8 protein-coding genes are annotated in these 16,747 nt (G+C 61.4%); 7 read left to right on the plus strand and 1 reads right to left on the minus strand.

Going from position 1 to position 16,747, the window contains the following annotated elements:
• Positions 1 to 325: 325 nt before the first annotated feature.
• The 7 genes from AB0C16_RS37060 to AB0C16_RS37090 all read left to right on the plus strand — a co-directional run bounded on the left by AB0C16_RS37060 (position 326) and on the right by AB0C16_RS37090 (position 15,969).
• Positions 326 to 1,498, plus strand: coding sequence for a cysteine desulfurase family protein (locus AB0C16_RS37060; RefSeq protein WP_357690292.1), 1,173 nt, complete (start codon positions 326 to 328; stop codon positions 1,496 to 1,498).
• Positions 1,499 to 1,529: 31 nt separating this feature from the next.
• Positions 1,530 to 2,450 (plus strand): DUF4007 family protein, encoded by a 921-nt coding sequence (locus tag AB0C16_RS37065; protein ID WP_357690293.1) that lies wholly within the window; start codon positions 1,530 to 1,532, stop codon positions 2,448 to 2,450.
• 160 nt (positions 2,451 to 2,610) lie between these two features.
• Positions 2,611 to 5,958, plus strand: coding sequence for a hypothetical protein (locus tag AB0C16_RS37070; protein ID WP_357690295.1), 3,348 nt, complete (start codon positions 2,611 to 2,613; stop codon positions 5,956 to 5,958).
• Between the two features lie 70 nt (positions 5,959 to 6,028).
• Positions 6,029 to 6,844 carry a phosphoadenosine phosphosulfate reductase family protein gene (locus tag AB0C16_RS37075; protein WP_357690297.1) on the plus strand — a complete coding sequence of 272 codons (816 nt, stop codon included), beginning with the start codon at positions 6,029 to 6,031 and terminating at the stop codon, positions 6,842 to 6,844.
• 121 nt (positions 6,845 to 6,965) lie between these two features.
• Positions 6,966 to 8,777: a hypothetical protein gene (locus tag AB0C16_RS37080; RefSeq protein ID WP_357690299.1), complete on the plus strand. Its 1,812-nt coding sequence runs from the start codon at positions 6,966 to 6,968 to the stop codon at positions 8,775 to 8,777.
• 5 nt (positions 8,778 to 8,782) lie between these two features.
• On the plus strand, positions 8,783 to 10,444 hold the full coding sequence (locus AB0C16_RS37085; RefSeq protein WP_357690301.1) for a hypothetical protein: 1,662 nt from the start codon (positions 8,783 to 8,785) through the stop codon (positions 10,442 to 10,444).
• Between the two features lie 80 nt (positions 10,445 to 10,524).
• Positions 10,525 to 15,969: an FtsK/SpoIIIE domain-containing protein gene (locus AB0C16_RS37090; protein ID WP_357690303.1), complete on the plus strand. Its 5,445-nt coding sequence runs from the start codon at positions 10,525 to 10,527 to the stop codon at positions 15,967 to 15,969.
• 33 nt (positions 15,970 to 16,002) lie between these two features.
• Here AB0C16_RS37090 and AB0C16_RS37095 read toward each other — a convergent pair.
• The coding region (locus tag AB0C16_RS37095; protein WP_357690305.1) for a DNA phosphorothioation-associated putative methyltransferase at positions 16,003 to 16,747 on the minus strand (745 nt) is incomplete at its 5' end.

Below are 16,747 nucleotides of genomic sequence, written 5' to 3' on the forward strand. Positions count from 1 at the left end.
TGGCCCAACCTGCAGCTTCACCGCCATGGCCATGATTGGGCATCGCTTCGAATTGCGAGCGTCACTAATCGATGTTATTGCTCATCCGTTTCCAGCATTGAATCCCACACTGTGGAGATGTACCAATCTGCACAGGAAGAGGATGGTCCGATGCCGAACAGTTATGGAGGAATGTCATTTGATCTAGCGACGCCTGGTGCTAAGTTCACGGGGGTAGCGCGGCGCCGAGAAGCAATTCTTCGTGTTCGGTATAGCCGGTCTGACTGCCTGCGCCTCTGGCATCTGGAACGGTCCCGGAACGTCACTGAAGGGGACGGTGGGTGACATGACGAGGGAGCTCGCCGGGTTGCCCATCTACTTGGATTACCATGCGACGACACCTGTCGATCCTCGCGTGGCCGCAATTGTGTTGCGGGTCATGACTGCGGATTTCGGCAACGCCAACAGCGCGGAGCACGTCTACGGAGATGTGGCGGCGGATCTTGTGGAGGAGGCGCGCGCCCATGTGGCGGCGCTGATGGGCACCGTGCCGGAGACAGTGAACTTCACCTCAGGATCGACCGAGAGCATCCGATTCGCGATCGGGCACGCTGTTTCGGTCAGCAAAAAGCTCCCACTGCGGGTGGCCGCCACGATGGTCGAGCACCGGGCAATCCTTGACGCTCTCGCCGCCCATGAGGCTCATGGGGAGCTTGTGGTCCGCTGGCTGCCAGTCGATCGCCGTGGCAGGCTGGATCTCGAGGCGCTTGAACATGCCTGCCGCCAGGGCGCTGACCTGGTCTGCGTCATGGCTGCAAACAATGAGGTAGGAGTGATCTACCCGGTCGAGCAGGTCAGCCAGATCACGGCCCATTACGGCGCGCAATCGCTCATCGATGCCACGCAGGCAGCAGGCCATCTTCCCATCAGGGCGCAAGAATGGAATATTACGTACCTGGCTCTCAGTGCTCATAAAATATACGGACCAAAAGGAGCTGGCGCGCTGGTAGCACCTCGCGGGTTCGGCGCGCGATCTTCCTATCATCCGGTCTCAGGAGTAGGCGAAGGGACCCCGAATGTTCCTGGGATCGCCGGGCTTGGTGAAGCCTGTCGGTTACGCGATCTTGAGCATGCCGCCGACGAAAAGCGAATGGCAGCCCAACGTGACCGACTTGAGAGTTTGCTACTGGCGGCGATTGATGGCCTGGTCGTGAACGGCGATCCTGAGCATCGGCTCAGCAACAACCTCCACATCGCGGTTCCTGGCGTGCCGAACAACGCGGTTATCGCGCGCTTGCGGCGGCGGGTCGCGCTGTCTAGTGGGGCCGCGTGCTCTTCGGGTGCTGAGACGCCATCTCACGTTCTCCAGGCTATGGGCCTCCCGCATGAGATCCAGGGTTCCGCCTTGAGGATTAGCAATGGCAAGTTCACTACTGATGAGGAAATTGAGTGCGCCGCAGAGCAGATCACGAGCGCAGTCGCTAGTGTCCGCCATGCGCTGAAGGGAGTTATGGCATGAGGCGGGTAACGATCAGCAACGGGTGTGACTGGTGACCAAGTTTTCCGGCCACGAGAGCTTCGCATGTCGCTATGCCTGGCTGCCGAAGGCGTACCGGGAGCTCACAGCCGACCCGGACGCCTTCGCCGAAGAGGACCGCGCGATGGTTCGGCTGGGGGTGGGCAAGAACATGGTCCGGTCCATCCGCTTCTGGGTTGAAGTCATGGGCGTTGCGGTGCCGACGGCTGGCCGGTCCTTCGAGCTGACGCCCTTCGGGCGGGCTGTACTCGCTGAGGACGGGTTCGACCCTTACCTTGAGGACGCGCGCACACTCTGGCTGCTCCACTGGAATATCTCCACGTATAAGGACCCGCTCTTTGCCTGGCAGTTCCTGCTGTTCAGCTGGCCCTTCGGCGAGCTTACGCGAAGCGAGGCGCTCGCAGCGCTGCGCCGCGAGGCGCAGCGGTTGAACGCTATTCACTCGGATGTCACGTTAGGAATCCACCTAGACGTGTTCCTTCACACGTACATTCCGCCTCGGACGACGAAGGTAACTGCCGAACAGTCCCTCGACAGTCCGCTGGCCGAGTTGGAACTATTGCACCAGGTGGGCGAGCGCCGCGCCGATGGTTCCGGACGGCGTGAGCCGTCCTACGCTTTCCGCCGGGAATCGAAGCCCGAGGTCACGAAGGCGGTCTTCGAGTATTGCCTGGATGACTACTGGCGGCGACACAAGAAGAGTGACGCAACGATCACGTTTCGTGATGCTGCCATGGCGCCATTTAGTGTTGGCCAGGTTTTCAAGCTCCCCGAAGACGACGTCCGTAGCCGCCTGGATGCCTACGTCCTTACTGACTCAGCGGCACCGTTCAGGTACCAGCCGTCTGCTGTGCAAGGCCTCATCTTCCGCCGTGACCATGGTGTGCACGACTTCCTAGCCGCAGTGTATGCGCAGGAGGCTGACTGTGCCTGAGCGCGGCCGCCAAGGTGAAGGAGCTTTGATGACGAACCTCTCAGAGGGTCCGCGAATCTCTGAGCTGTTCCGCGTGCCAGAGCGCTACCTTCGGTCAGTGCACTTGGAGCGCGACTTCGAGGATGCCGCCTCCTTACGTGACTACATAGTTACCCCGACTATGGCGTCGATCTTCGGGCGCGTCATGGATGGCCTTAAGCCTGGATCTAGACTGCGGGCCTGGCGCGTCACCGGCGACTACGGAACGGGGAAGTCTTCCTTCGCACTCGCGCTGGCACACCTGCTGCGCGACCCGGATGCGCCTCCACTCGCCGGAATACGCCAGGCAATCGGCGGCATATTAGAAGATGCTGGAGCTAGCCTGGGACCTGTCCGCCTGATGCCGATATTAGTTACCGGCGCCAGGGCGCCGCTCGCGCCGAGCGTAGGCCGTGCCATCGGCGTGGCTCTTGAGCGTTTCAGGGCACGCGGCCATCTGGGCCAGGACCTGGAGCAGCTTCAGGAGCGCGCGGCCAGTCTGGCCAAGGATGGCGATGCCCGGCAGATGCTTCAGCTGCTGGATGATGTCACTGACTATGCGGTCCGACGCGACAGCTCAGGATTACTCCTTGTGCTCGACGAACTCGGCAAGTTCCTTGAATACGCATCCTTGCACGCAGAACGCGATGACGTATACGTGCTCCAAAGCCTTGCCGAGGCTGCCGCGCGGAGCGGCGATCGCCCGCTCATCGTCATGGGACTCCTTCACCAGGGCTTCGACGCCTACGCTGAGCCGCTGCCCACCGCTTCTCGCCTGGAATGGGAGAAGGTCGCCGGCAGATATGAGGAGATCACCTTCGATCAGCCGCTGGCTCATGTGGCGGCGTTAGCGGCCAGCGCTTTGAACGTCGATCATCACCTGATGCCGCCCCATATCGCGGAGGCGGCCCAGGCGGTGTCCCGTGCCGCGGCGTCGGCTGGCTGGTACGGGGTGCTCGCGGACGAGCGTGCGGTGCTGGGCACGTACCCTATTCATCCGACTGTGCTCCCAGTTCTGGTGCAGTTTTTCGCCAGGTTCGGGCAGCACGAGCGCTCGCTGTTCAGCTTCCTCCTTTCGTCTGAGCCGTTCGGGCTACAGGCATTCGCCGACTGCACAGCCACGCCAGGGAATTGGTATCGCCTGCCGGACTTCTATGACTATGTCAGGGCCGTATTCGGGCACCGCCTGGCTGGAGGAAGCTACAGCAGTCAGTGGCTGCGCATGACCGGGACTATTGACCGAGCTGTGGCGACGAGCGACCTGGACTGGTCCGAGGTTCGCGTCCTCAAGGCCGTGGCGTTGCTCAATGTGCTCGACGCGGAGCACCTGACCGCGACGGAGGCGGCACTTTCGGCGGCCCTGCTGGATCAGGAATCATTCGGCGAGATCCGCCGCACGGTGACTGCGCTGAAGCAGAGGGGGCTCCTGTTCGATCGCGGGGCGGCCGGCGGTTACTGCTTGTGGCCTAACACGAGCGTGAACCTGGAAGCTGCTTTCGGGCTTGCGCGCCGGGCGCTGGGACCTACGGACCGGATCCCCGAGCAGTTGGCACCATATCTTGACGAGAGCCCGGTCGTAGCAAGGCGGCATTACATAACAACAGGCACCTTGCGGCATTTCGAGCTGCGTCATGCTGAGCCGACGGCGCTAGATGAGGCCGTGAGCCGGCCCCCCGACGGTGACGGCCTGATAGTTGTAGCCCTTTGCCAGACACAGCAGGAGCGCGAGCTGGCCGTCAGAGCGGCGACTGGCCCTGCGTTCTCTTCCCGCCCTGATGTCGTTCTCGTGATGCCAGCTCCGCTTCAGAGCGTTGCCAGTCCGCTCCAGGAGGCACGCTGCTGGCAGTGGGTCGCCGAGAACGTCCAGGAACTTGGCCACGACACCTACGCCGCGGCGGAGGTTTCCCGCCAGGTCGCCATCTCCCGGCGCACTCTCGTCCGTAGGCTTGCAGCCCTGTTCGGCATTCGGATCGCAAACCACGACGTGCAATGGTGGCGAAGCGGCAACCCGCTGGAAATGCCAAGGCGTGGCGGCCTTCCCGCGCTCCTGTCCAACGTTTGCGACGAGCTCTATCCGCAGGCACCCCGGATCTTGAATGAGCTGGTTAACCGGCAGGTCCTGAGTAGCGCAGCAGCAGCGGCGCGGCAGCGCCTCATCGAACGTATATTCACCGCGCATGACCAGGCGTACCTGGGAATCCCGGACGACAAGTCGCCACCCGAGAAGTCGATGTACCTGTCCGTCCTCAGCGCCGGAAATGTGCACCGCTTCGAGGGAGACGGCCTCGTTCTCGCCATGCCTCCCGAGGATGACGATCCCCTCCTACTCCGACCCGCTCTTGCCCGGGTTGTGGCGCTGCTCGAAGAGATGGACGGGCGCCGGGTGGCCGTGCCAGCGATATTTGCGGCCATGCACGACCGACCCTTCGGAATCCGAGCAGGGCTGGCACCGCTCCTGTTAGCGATAGTGGCCGCTGCCCACTCCCATGAGATCGCGGTATACGAGACAGGCACCTTCCTGCCCAGACTGAGGGCGGCCGCTTTCCAGCGGCTGATCAAGCAGCCAGCTCTCTTCGAAATCCAGCTATGCCGGGTCACCGGCGTCCGCGCGAAGGTATTCGTCGAGCTGGCGCGGGTCTTCGCCACCCAGTCGCATGCGGCACGGCGACCTGACTTGCTTGATGTGGTCAGACCGCTTACCAAGCTGGCCGCGAGCCTCCCGGACTACGCGAGGCAGACCAGCGAGATATCTGATCTGGCACAAGGTGTCCGCAAGGTCCTCCTAACTGCCACAGAGCCTGACAACATGCTCTTCCGCGATCTCCCGGTGGCGTGCGGTCTGGAGCCGTTCCTCCCGGATCGGCAGGCTGACGCCGGCCACGCGCAGGCTTTCGTGGCGAGAATGCGGGAAGCGACGGACGAGCTTCGCGCGGCATACCCGCGTTTGCTAGAGCGTATTAGGCATCACCTTGCCAGTTGCTTGGTCGACGACGCCACGCCACCCAGCCGCGCTGAGATGGCTGGCCGGGCCGCGCAGGTGGTGCTGGCGGCAAGGGAACCAAGGCTGGCCGCTTTCGCGCGATCGATCGTGGACACCGCCCTCGACGAAGATGCGTGGGCCGAGAGGATTGGCAGCTTCGTCATGTCGAAGCCGCCCGCTCACTGGACCCCCACCGACTACGGTCGCGCGTGGGGGGAGATCGAGCTGCTCGCGGGAGCATTCTGCCGCGTAGAGACCACGGCCTTCAGCAACGGCTCAAGCATCCCGGATTTGAAGGCGGTGCGGATCGCCGTGACTGCGGCTGACGGCAACGAGCTGGCACGCGTCGTCCGCCTGGGCGCGAACGACGAGGAAACCGTGGGCTTGCTGGTCAAGCGGCTGGAGGCCGCCTTGGGCGACACGGACCGCAGAGAGCTTCGCCTGGCCGCGATCGCCCGCATGCTTACGGCCAGCATCTCTCGAGAGCAAGGGATCGGTGAGCCGAAATGATCTGGACAACGGCAGGCAGGTCGCCAGGGATAATTCCGGGTCGGGGCCACATCAGCAAGGGGCACCGAAGATGACTGACGCCACCCGCCACATCCTGAGCCTGTCTGGTGGCAAGGACAGTGCCGCGTTGGCCATCTACATGCGGGACCGGGTGCCGCAGATGGAGTACATCTTCCACGACACCGACAAGGAGCTCCCAGAGACCCTCGACTACCTCTCGCGGCTGGAGGCGATACTTGGCAAACCAGTCACCACGACCTCCACCGAGGACAACTTCGATCACTGGTTGACCGTCTTCGGGGGGATGCTTCCCTCGAATCATCGGCGGTGGTGCACCCGCCAACTCAAGCTGGAGCCGTTCGAGCGATATGTGGGCGACGATCCGGTCATCAACTACGTAGCGCTGCGGGCGGACGAGAACCGCACCGGGTACATCAGTACCAAGCCGACTATCCAGACCGTCTACCCCTTCCGGGTCGACGGTCTTGGGCGCGCCGATGTCATGCGCATCCTGGAGGAATCTGGCCTGGGTCTACCCCCCTACATGGCGTGGGGACGAACCCGATCTGGGTGCTACTTCTGCTTCTACCAGCAGAAGATCGAATGGGTGCTCCTGAGAGAGCAGCACCCTGGTCTGTTTGAGCAGGCCAAGGCCTACGAGGAGCAGAGCCTCCTCCACGGAGAGGCATTCAACTGGAACCAACGCGAATCACTCGCCGAACTGGAGCGACCGGAGCGGATAGCCGAGATAAAGGCAAAGCACGCGGCGAAGCAGGCGGCCAGGCGCTCTCAGCGCAAGAGCTTGCCCCTTGTTGAGACCCTAGGCGGGCTGGTCTCTGACGACGGCCCGGACGATCCAGAGGGGTGCCTGATTTGTTCCATATAGCAAGGGACGGGAACCCAAATGCCAGTATCAGGCGGCGAGGCCGATGGCTGATCCAAGATCTGGGCCGGCGCGCTGGATCCGGTTCCTGCGCAAGTATGGACCGATCCCGCAGAACGAGAACATGTACGACGAGCACATCCGCCGCTCGGCACGATACTTCGACGTAAGACCGATCCAATTCCAGCATCCAGCGACTGGCTCCGTCCTCGGGGCCATCACCGGGGCAACTCCGGTCTCGGTCATCCTGACCGGAACCGCAGGCGACGGCAAGACTCACCTATGTCGCCAGGTCTGGGAGGCCGTGAAAGGCTCTGAGCGCGAATGGCTATCTCCGGAGCCGTATCTGCGCACAGCGTTCCCTGGCCCGGGGCAAGACCTGCACGTGCTTCACATAGTGCGCGATCTAAGCGCCTGGGTGCCGCAACGCAAGGCCCCGTGGGATCCCGGTGCTCACGACCTGCTGCGGCGGTTCAGCGCCACGCTATTCCCGTCCGGTGGCAGTCAGCCATCCCAGGATATCTTCCTGATCGCAGGAAACGACGGGCAGTTAATGGAGACCTGGCGTCGCCTCGAGAACTCCGAACCGGTGAGGCGAAGCCACGACCTGTTCGAGGCCCTCCTCGTGGAGGGCCGCAAAGAGCAGGAAGGAGTCAGCCTGCGCCTCTTCAACCTGAGCAGGCACGAATCTGCGGACCTCCTTGATAGCGCCGTCGACGCTTTCGTGGCACACGAGGCGTGGCAGTCATGTTACGCACTGAATTCGGCGTCAGGAGAGTTCTTCGGACCAGAGTGCCCTATCCGGCGAAACCTCGAGCTAATTCAACAGCCGCTGGTTCGCGAGCGCCTAGGAAATCTCCTAGCACTTTGCGACTACAACGGCTTGCATATGCCTATCCGACAGATTCTACTACTCCTAGTAAACGCCATTCTTGGCCATGCCGACGTCAAAGACGGCCTTATGACCGCAACCGACGTACCTGCTGTTATCCGGCACGGAACTGTCGCTAAGGCCAGTCTCTACGACAACGTATTCGGAGGGAATCTGACCGAGACGCGGCGCGCACGGACGCCGATATTCGAGGCTCTGGATCGCATAGGCGTTGGCCATGAAACTTCAAACCGCGTCGATAACATCCTAATTTTTGGTGACACGGACGATGCGCTGAAAGCTTACTTCGATCGGTACATGACCGCGGATCGTTTCTACGGCGCCAACACCACCTATCAAGCTGCCCAGAAGGAGTACGTCGAGGGCACCGATGAAACCGGCGAACGATCGGCCAGATTCTTGCGGATGCTCGTCGCGCAGAGGCGGCGACTCTTCTTCAAGATCGCCGATGATGAGGCCGACGATATGCTCCTGTGGGATCTGACCGTATTCCAACACGCGGGTGAGTACCTTAACCAGATCGTGAACCGGCTTAAGGTCCGTCAGCGAGTAGAGCGCCAGATACTGACGCACATCGTCAAGGGACTAAACCGCATTTTTACCGGAATGCTGGTCTCAGACGACCAGAGCCTGCTCCTAGCAAACAGTTTCGCGCCATCTCAGGGTCGGGTTAGCAGGCTGTTCGTAGACAAGATATCTGCTGAACCGCGCTTGGGCGAGAGTATCGACATCGTCATGCGTAAGGACGAGCCCGTGCCAGTGCTCCGAGTTACGCTTAGCCCAGGAAACTCCTGCAGCATGCCGCTTCACATAACTCGCTACGAATTTCTTACCCGAGTCGCCAAAGGCGCCCTTCCTGGAAGCTTCTCCCGGGAGTGCTACGAGGACCTGCTCGCATTCAAAAGTCAGCTTCTCAAGGCGGCAGTAAAGCGGTCGGAAGATAACGCTGAAACGACTACAGGGGAAGAACTTGCGTTTTCTTTGTTGCAACTGGAAAGCACGGGACGCACCGTACCACGCAGGCTTGAACTCCGGAAGAGCTGAACGCCATGGTGAACACGCTCGAAGGCAAGGAACACGCTGCTCCAGACGAGCCGCCCAAAGGTCCGGCGGCCGGCTATTCCGCTTATGCGGCTCCACTCACGGCAGGCGTCTGGCCAGGCGTGCTGCCCGGCCTACCGTTCTCACCGCCACCGGCCGGTCAGCACCCGAACCGGGATCACAGGATAAAGCTGTGGCTGGACGAGCAGATCTGGGGTCACAGGCTCTGGGATTCACAGAGCCCTTGGCTCATCTTCCTTGAGTTCCTTAACGTCGCTGAGGCATGCGAGCGACGAGGGAAACTCCTAACAGATGAAGCGCCGTACCCTCTCATCTACCGACCTCGACGGCGCATGTTCCTGCGCAACATCCTCTTCTCCAGTGACGACATCGATCGGGTAGCCGAGGAGCACGGCGACGGCCGGCGAGCATGGGATGAATGGCTCATGCGGATTCAGGACAGTGCCATCGGGATTCCTCGGCCGGACTTTAATTACCTCAGGAGCCGCTTCTACTCATATACTGACTTTGCCGAGGTGGTTCACCTCCTCCGCGCCACTGCCGTGGAAAGGCAAAGCAACAAAAGATGGACGTCGCGGTTTGTGTTCCCCTTCGGCGCGCACGCTCTATATATAGACCTTAACGCCACACCGAGCGGACTAAGCCGCGAATACATTAACTTCGGGCGGAGCGGCGAGCTGCTATATCTAATGCTGGCGAGATCATCTAGCCGCGATCAACTCGCCCCTTACGTCCGGGAAATCGTGAGCGGGCACGAAAAGTGGGACCGCCTAGTAGCGGCCCTCCAGCCAGAAGACGATGACGATGATCAGGAGCGCTCTGGCAATAGCTGCTATCTTCCCTACCTGCGTCATCAGATATTCGACGGACTGGCTGAAGACTGGCTCCGCCTGTTCAAGCTGGAACTGCCCGGATTTGACGCGTATCCCCACCTGGTTACCCTAGGAGCCCTCCACCTGCTCCGCTACCACCTCTCCGTCGCCTCGACCTGGACGGGTGGCGATGGTAAGCCATACCTAGTGTGTGAAATCATCGCTCCGAAGAAGACCCTCGTTCGAGAAATATCGCTGCGGACGTACGGCCAGAACAACTCTCTTTCCGCACGCGCCGTCGAGCAGTTCATCGAGCGAATAAGAAGCTCAGCCGCGTGGATACAGGCGGTTTCTTCGGGAGAATTCGCCCAATGTCAGGAGGTACTTAGCGAAGCTATCTCCTGGGACGACAGCAAGAACTCCAGCGACCCCGACGCGGTGCTCGCAAACCTTAAGATCGAGGCCCTCAAAGGACACCAGCGGCACGCCGCCCAGGTCCACCGTACTTACGGACGAGAGATCGGTCTGGTCTCGCGCCGCGGCACGAACCGTTTCCGCTACGCGCCCACGGATCAGCTCATCAAGACCCTCTTATTTGCCACGGTGACGCATCGGATGGAGTTTGGAGAGTTCTTGCACAAACTCTTCGAGAAGTACCAGCTGGTGATCGGCGCGCGCGAAGCCGAGCAAGTGCTGCCTGCGGACGAGTTCGACTCCAGTGCGTTCCAGGACAACGCGCGGCGCCTGGAGCAGCGATTGGTCAGCCTGGGATTGCTTCGTCGGCTCTCCGATGCGTGCGCCTACGTGGAGAACCCCTACCGGAAAGCCGAGGCATGACGATGGCACATGAAGGCGGTCCAAGCGGAGTCAGCGCTAGGCCGCTGAGCCCTTCCCAACCGACGCTCCCTGGGTGGCCCATGTCGCCAAACGAGCTGCTGGGCAAGGTCACAGCGCTGTACCTCAAAGACCAGCTCGCCGGCCACGGCGCGAGTGCCGCCGAGGTGCGGCCAGCATCGACCACTAACGACGCGGCCCCGCGCGAGGACGCTGACGACGGAGCCGGGACGGCGCGGTTCATGATTGATCGCCTCACCAAGCAGCAGACCGCTGCGATAGCCCGAGCGGTCATGGCTGACCCTGAACTGTCGGAGCAGGTTGACATTAAACTGCCCGAAAGCTTCGTTGGCGGGCTCGCATTGCCAGCCAAGGTCCTCACGAACAAGCGGGCCACGTACCTCCGGAATGCGCCATGCCGGAAGCCGGCGCTGCTGCTGGCCAACACCGGTGACGACGAGGACCAGTCCCTCCACGAACTCACGCCCGTCGGGTCGCCCGACCTTATCGCACGCCCTGGCCTGTGGGTTCAGGTTGCCAGTGCTGGGGTGCCAGTCACTGAAGACGAGAAGCGCTGGTGGGAAAGGGCGCTAGGTGGCCTTAGCACACTGCATGCCGTGTCGCTGGACCGCTTCGCTGCATACGTGCTGAGAACTCGCGCGCTGATCGACCTTGACGGTCACCCTCTACACGACGCCCTGGACTCCGCCTTGCCTAGCCTGGGATGGCCGAAGAACTCAGGCGAGTTCAGCCGCATCGCCCCGCGCTTCCGCGGCCAGACCGCCAAATGGAAAGCGCTGTACGCGACCGTCCAGAGCAAACGAGCGTGCTTTCTGAGTAAGCAGACTCCTTCCGGCACAGTGCTGACAAGCCACGACCTGAACACCGTCTTCAAACGCGTCGAAGACGACATCCCAGAAAGACACCATCAGACCGTCCGCGCCTTCATCGACGCGCCCGGCGGATGGACCGAGACATCCGCCGCCCTCGCGGAATGCGACTGGGAAGACATAAAGCCGCTCTTTGACGGATTCCACCGCAAGCGGTTCAACCTTGGGGCCGAGACGCTCCGTTTCTATGACGAGAACGACCCAGACCTATTGTCGGATGGTGACCGAGCTTACCTCGAGCGACTGAGCGCCCGGCCAACGACTGGCGCTGCGCTCGACGATGATCGCGAGTTCTACGACACGCACCGCGACGAGTTGCGTGGGGAACGCAGGCTCAGAGCGGCGTGGGATCGCTTCATCTTCGGCACTCCAGCCGAGACCTACGATTTCGTGGCGGGACTGATCGCCTGTATGGAGCGGCTTTCCTGGGATGCTTCGAGCAGCCGCCGGACTCTCACGATAACTAGCGACAGACGATCCGTTCGCGATCTACGGGAACTCAACGAAGAGGCGGGGCTGTATTTCGCTCGGCGCTACGCCGGACTCCGCGATCTGTTTGGCAGTAGCGTCAGATGGGAAATGGATCGCCTTCTTACCTTCCCAACGCTAGCGGCGACGTGGCGGGCTAGCAAAGACCCAAAATTAAAACCCAGTGACTCAGAGGCAAGAACAGCTCTACAGATCAAGTTTACCGTAACTCTTGAGTCTGAGTCCGTCCGCGGCATTATCGAGCCATCTTCGGTCCAGTTCATCTGGCGATACGACCCGAAATGGATTACAAGCGGACTGGTCAGGGACTGGGATAGGCTCGCGAAGTGTCCCCTCGCGATTTGTCGCGCTAATCGGGAACGTACGAGCAGTAAGGGCGCGGTCCAAAGCGTCGACCTTCGTGACGTTCGGACGCTCATGGCAGCCTACGGCCGGGAGCGCGGCTCGCTGGTACGCGTGGTTCGCGAAGCCAACGGCAACGACCTCGGGTGGATCTGGCGGGACAATCTTCGCAAAGCTCAGGAAATGTACCTTATTTCAGCCTCTTCTGCCCATCGTCTCGCCAATCTATTCGACGAATTCGAGCAACGTTACGGCCAGGCCGTCAAGGACTTCGTCACCGTTGGGACGGCGTCGCAGGAGCTAGAGCCACAAGCCATAGCATATGGCAATCTGCTTGACGCCGTCCACAACGAGTCAACAGCCGACCGAACCCGCCAGATGCTCTTGAAGCCGCTTCTAGACATAGGGACGGTAGCCATTGACGGCGGCCAGCCTACCGCCATTATCGCCCCATGGCATCCGCTTCGGATGGCTGCTATGGGAAGAAAAGCTCACCGCGCCTCCGACCTAGTGCGGCAACTACTGGAAACGACCTATATCGAGTTCGGCGACTCCGACTTGTTCTTCCGTGAGCTACGCGAGGAATTCACTCATCCATTTTATCCAGAAGTCGCGATTGGCTGGCATAGCACCCAACCGGAGTTACTGGCGCTAACGGATACAGTAGGCGACTACACCCTTCACGAGTCACCGTTCGCCGTTGATACAGGTGCGGATGACACTAATGAGAATCCCGCAGAAAGCGCTAGCCGGGTAACAGAGATCGTCCGTCGCTACCTCGCTCTTCATCCTCACGAGCGGGCCAACCTGTCGGTCGTTCTCTACGATTGCGATTCCTCACGCCTGCCCCTGGCGGTTGTCGACAAGTTGGCCGCCCTGGACCAAGAGGAAGAAGATGTCCGATGCCATGTCATGCTCCGGCATCGCGACCTCAGCAAGCTGTCCTGGCTCTACGAGCAGATCGTTGATACGCCGGACTCAGACGGCGACGGCTACGTAGCAGGGGAGGCCACCCGGGACTTTATGGCCCGGCTCCGGATCGGCATATCAGCAGACCCCTCGCCACCGCCGGACCCGCGCGACGGATGCCCCCACGACATCGTCTTCTCCCAGGACGTCATTGCCCGCCGCGCACGACTGGAGTGGTACCCCGAAGACACGCGGCCTGTTCCTCCTGAGATGCTCAACCCCGCCCAGTGGTCACGACGGCGGCCCGTCGCAATGGGCGACATGAAGTCCGTCGTGTACCTTACGTGCCCCGTGCAACGAGCGGAGGGCTGGTCCTACCTCGGTGCTATCTCTTCCTTTTTCCAGCCTGGCTCAGGCCCTGGCCCGGACCGCGGCCTGCTGCCTGCAAGGCAGCTCGACTTCGGCGACGCAACAACAGCCAGGATCTTCGACGAAACGCATAACCTAGCGACCTGGGTAGCTAACTACGACGAACTCCTTGATCGCCGTCAGCTCCGCGAACAAGGCGTGCGCATAATCCGCTACAAGCAGCTCGCGACCCAGGGTCGCAGCATGATCATTTCATCGGCAGCACCCATGGGCCTCCTGCGCTCGATGATCATTAGCCGCCTTATCGACCTGCGGCTCGGCCTACAAGATGCAGAACTACGTCAGCTCGCTGATCGCTTCGTCAATGACGCCAACGACATCTCCGGGGATATCGTGCTGCGCGCAGCTCGGCGCGGAACCAGCGCGAGCGAACTGATCGGTGTGGTGCTCAGCCAGCACATTGTCCGTCACGAGATAGGAGCCAGCCAGCTTGCAGGCTGGTACTTCCTCGACGACTACGTAGACTGGCTGGGTCAGAGGGAGCAGAGGATCGCCGACCTACTCGCCCTGAGTCCCAGGGTTAGACCTGACGGATCGATGACATTGCTCGCGGTCTTGACCGAGGCGAAGTACATCGATGGCTCGAATCTCGCTACCAAGCGCAGAGAGTCAGCCAAGCAGCTTCTCGACACGCTGCGGCGGATGGCGGGCGGAGTGATCGGGACGCCTCCCCGCCTTGATCGCACCGTGTGGCTGGCCCGGCTGTCTGATCTATTGGTCGACGGGATAACTGCTCCTGCGGGCATGCCGCATAGGCTCCCGGACTGGCGCCGCGCCTTACGAGAAGGACGATGCAGCATCGAGCTGCGAGGATATTCCCACGTCTTCGTGCCGGGCCCCATTGACACGGCGGACTGCTCGATGCGGACAGGGCTGGCAGATCCCAGTGGTGAGCCCTTCGGCGCCTTCCAGGAGATCTTCGGCCGCGATCATGTCCGCGAGCTAGTTATCAGTTACTACCGTGGCACCGATCCGGCGGAGGTGCGCCAGAGACTCAACGGCGGCGAGGCTGGCGGCAGCCCCTCATCGTTCTATCCCGGCACGCCGCCGCAACCCTCCGGACCAATCGACGAGGAACCCATCGGCGCCGATGACATGGAAAGCACAGGTGAGCCGCGCTCCCAGCCCGGTCGCAGTGCCCAGACTGCCGCTGAACCCGACATTGGACAGGCATCTGCAGACTCATCGAAATCAGGCGTGCCACCAGGCGACCCCATCCCTCAGCCGACTAGAGACCTGGGCGCCAACATTGGTGAGACCTCACCCCAGGCAAGTCCAGCAGACAGTGATTGCCAGCAGTGGCCATATCCAGAGGTCTCGCAATGGATGTCGGTGGAAGCGTCCGGCAGTAGTAAGGAGAGCATTGGAGACGGCGAGTGGCTCCTGGAGACGGAAGCCACCGCGAAGGAAGCGCTGCGCCAGTTCCACCTCCAGGCGAAGCTCCTGCGCAGCGTCCTGACACCGAACGCAGCCTTGCTCAAGTTCCGCGGCAGCGCCAGTCTGACGGTTGACCAGGTTCAGCGGCGTCGGGTGGAATTCCTGACCACCTACGGACTCAACCTGATCGGCGTCCAGCCCGAGCCCGGAGTGGTGTCTTTGTCCATCGCCAGACCGCGCCGGGATGTGGTCCCTTTGCGATCACTATGGAAACGCTGGGTCCCCGAGGGGCAGGACGAAAATCAGAGCATGCTCATTGGCGTCCGCGAGGACGATGGTGATCTTCTCGTGCTCTCCCCCAGCCGACTGCACGCACCCCACACCCTCATCGCCGGCTCCACTGGCAGCGGCAAGTCCGTGCTGATGCAGAACATCATCCTGAGCATTGCGGCGACGAACCGACCGGATCAGGCACGCATCATCCTGATCGATCCGAAACAAGGGGTGGACTACTTCGCCTTCGAGGATCTTCCGCACCTGCAAGGCGGGATCATCGATCAGCAGGATCACGCGCTCATGCAGATCGGGCAGCTGGTTGAGGAGATGGACACCCGATACGTACGCATGCGCCAGGCGCGCGCGGTGAATGTCCGTCAGTACAACGCGCAGGCCCTACCAGCTGATCGGATGCCGACGCTATGGCTTATTCACGACGAGTTCGCCGAATGGATGCTGACGGAAGAGTACAAGAAGGAAGTGGCCTCCGCTGTCCAGCGGCTTGGGGTGAAGGCTCGCGCGGCCGGGATTTATCTGGTCTTCGCCGCACAGCGCCCCGAAGCGAACGTGATGCCAATGCAGCTCAGAGCAAACCTTGGTAACCGGATGATCCTGCGCGTTGACTCTGAGGGGACCTCAGAGATCGCACTCGGAGACAAGGGAGCCGAGCGTCTGCTGGGGAAGGGACATTTGCTTGCAAAGCTCGAGGGATCGCCTTCCCCGATCTACGCTCAGGTCCCATATGCCACCTCGGATGAGATCAGCGAGGTCGTTGAAATAATAAAACGCGGCGCCGCCAGCGCAGATTCACGGTAAGGACCGCTGAGACTTCATCATGCCTCAAGCGATTCACCCTTCACGCGATACCTCTCGTTGCTGACGATGTAAGAGTCGGTGGCCGCGGAGAATACGACCACATCGATCGAGAGCCTCCTGCCACCCGTCCTCGGTGCCAATCAGGTGTGGCTGCTCGTAAAGACCCGCCTTGAGCTCGGCATCAGTTAAACGGCGATACTTGGGCACGTCCGGGTCGTCGGGTGCGAGGAACTCGTGCTTGCGATGAAGCAGCGGCCGGTTCGTCGAATCGGCGTACGACAAGAATGAAGACTTCAAGGTCTTCAGGTCAACGGTGTAGGACGAGTGCAGACGGGGGTGAGGATCGGTGTCGAAGTCAGGGTAATCAAGCCAGCTGACGCCCCGACCTTGATGCCGAAGCTTGGCAACCGTCCAGTCTGCAGGGCGGCCAGCAGCAATGCTGGCACAGTGCTCATACAAGCGAAGCACGACCGGCATCCTGTGAATCGCACGGCGATGGATATAGAAGGCAGTCGGGGTGGACTTTCCGGCGACTGAGCCGGTCATGGCCCGCCGAATGTAGCCGTCGTCCCGCAGCTTCAGCAACAGCCTGTCAGCGCGTCGGCACGCCTCGGCATAGGAGGAGAAGAAGGAACGTTTTCCAACCTCCTGGACGCGTGCCCTGATCACAGCATGATCGCGATGCTGATGTTCGGCAGGTGGCGCAAAGAAGCTCCTGGTAGACGGGTTGATCACCACAACCATCACCGTCGCAACCAGGAGCTTCAGGTGCTGTTCT

The sequence above is a fragment of the Nonomuraea sp. NPDC048916 genome, from assembly GCF_040649575.1.
Classification (GTDB): domain Bacteria; phylum Actinomycetota; class Actinomycetes; order Streptosporangiales; family Streptosporangiaceae; genus Nonomuraea.

Coding starts and splice junctions, on each gene's coding strand:
- AB0C16_RS37085 (WP_357690301.1), top strand. CDS start 8,783: ATGGTGAACACGCTCGAAGGCAAGGAACACGCTGCTCCAGACGAGCCG.
- AB0C16_RS37080 (WP_357690299.1), top strand. CDS start 6,966: ATGTACGACGAGCACATCCGCCGCTCGGCACGATACTTCGACGTAAGA.
- AB0C16_RS37090 (WP_357690303.1), top strand. CDS start 10,525: ATGTCGCCAAACGAGCTGCTGGGCAAGGTCACAGCGCTGTACCTCAAA.
- AB0C16_RS37075 (WP_357690297.1), top strand. CDS start 6,029: ATGACTGACGCCACCCGCCACATCCTGAGCCTGTCTGGTGGCAAGGAC.
- AB0C16_RS37060 (WP_357690292.1), top strand. CDS start 326: ATGACGAGGGAGCTCGCCGGGTTGCCCATCTACTTGGATTACCATGCG.
- AB0C16_RS37070 (WP_357690295.1), top strand. CDS start 2,611: ATGGCGTCGATCTTCGGGCGCGTCATGGATGGCCTTAAGCCTGGATCT.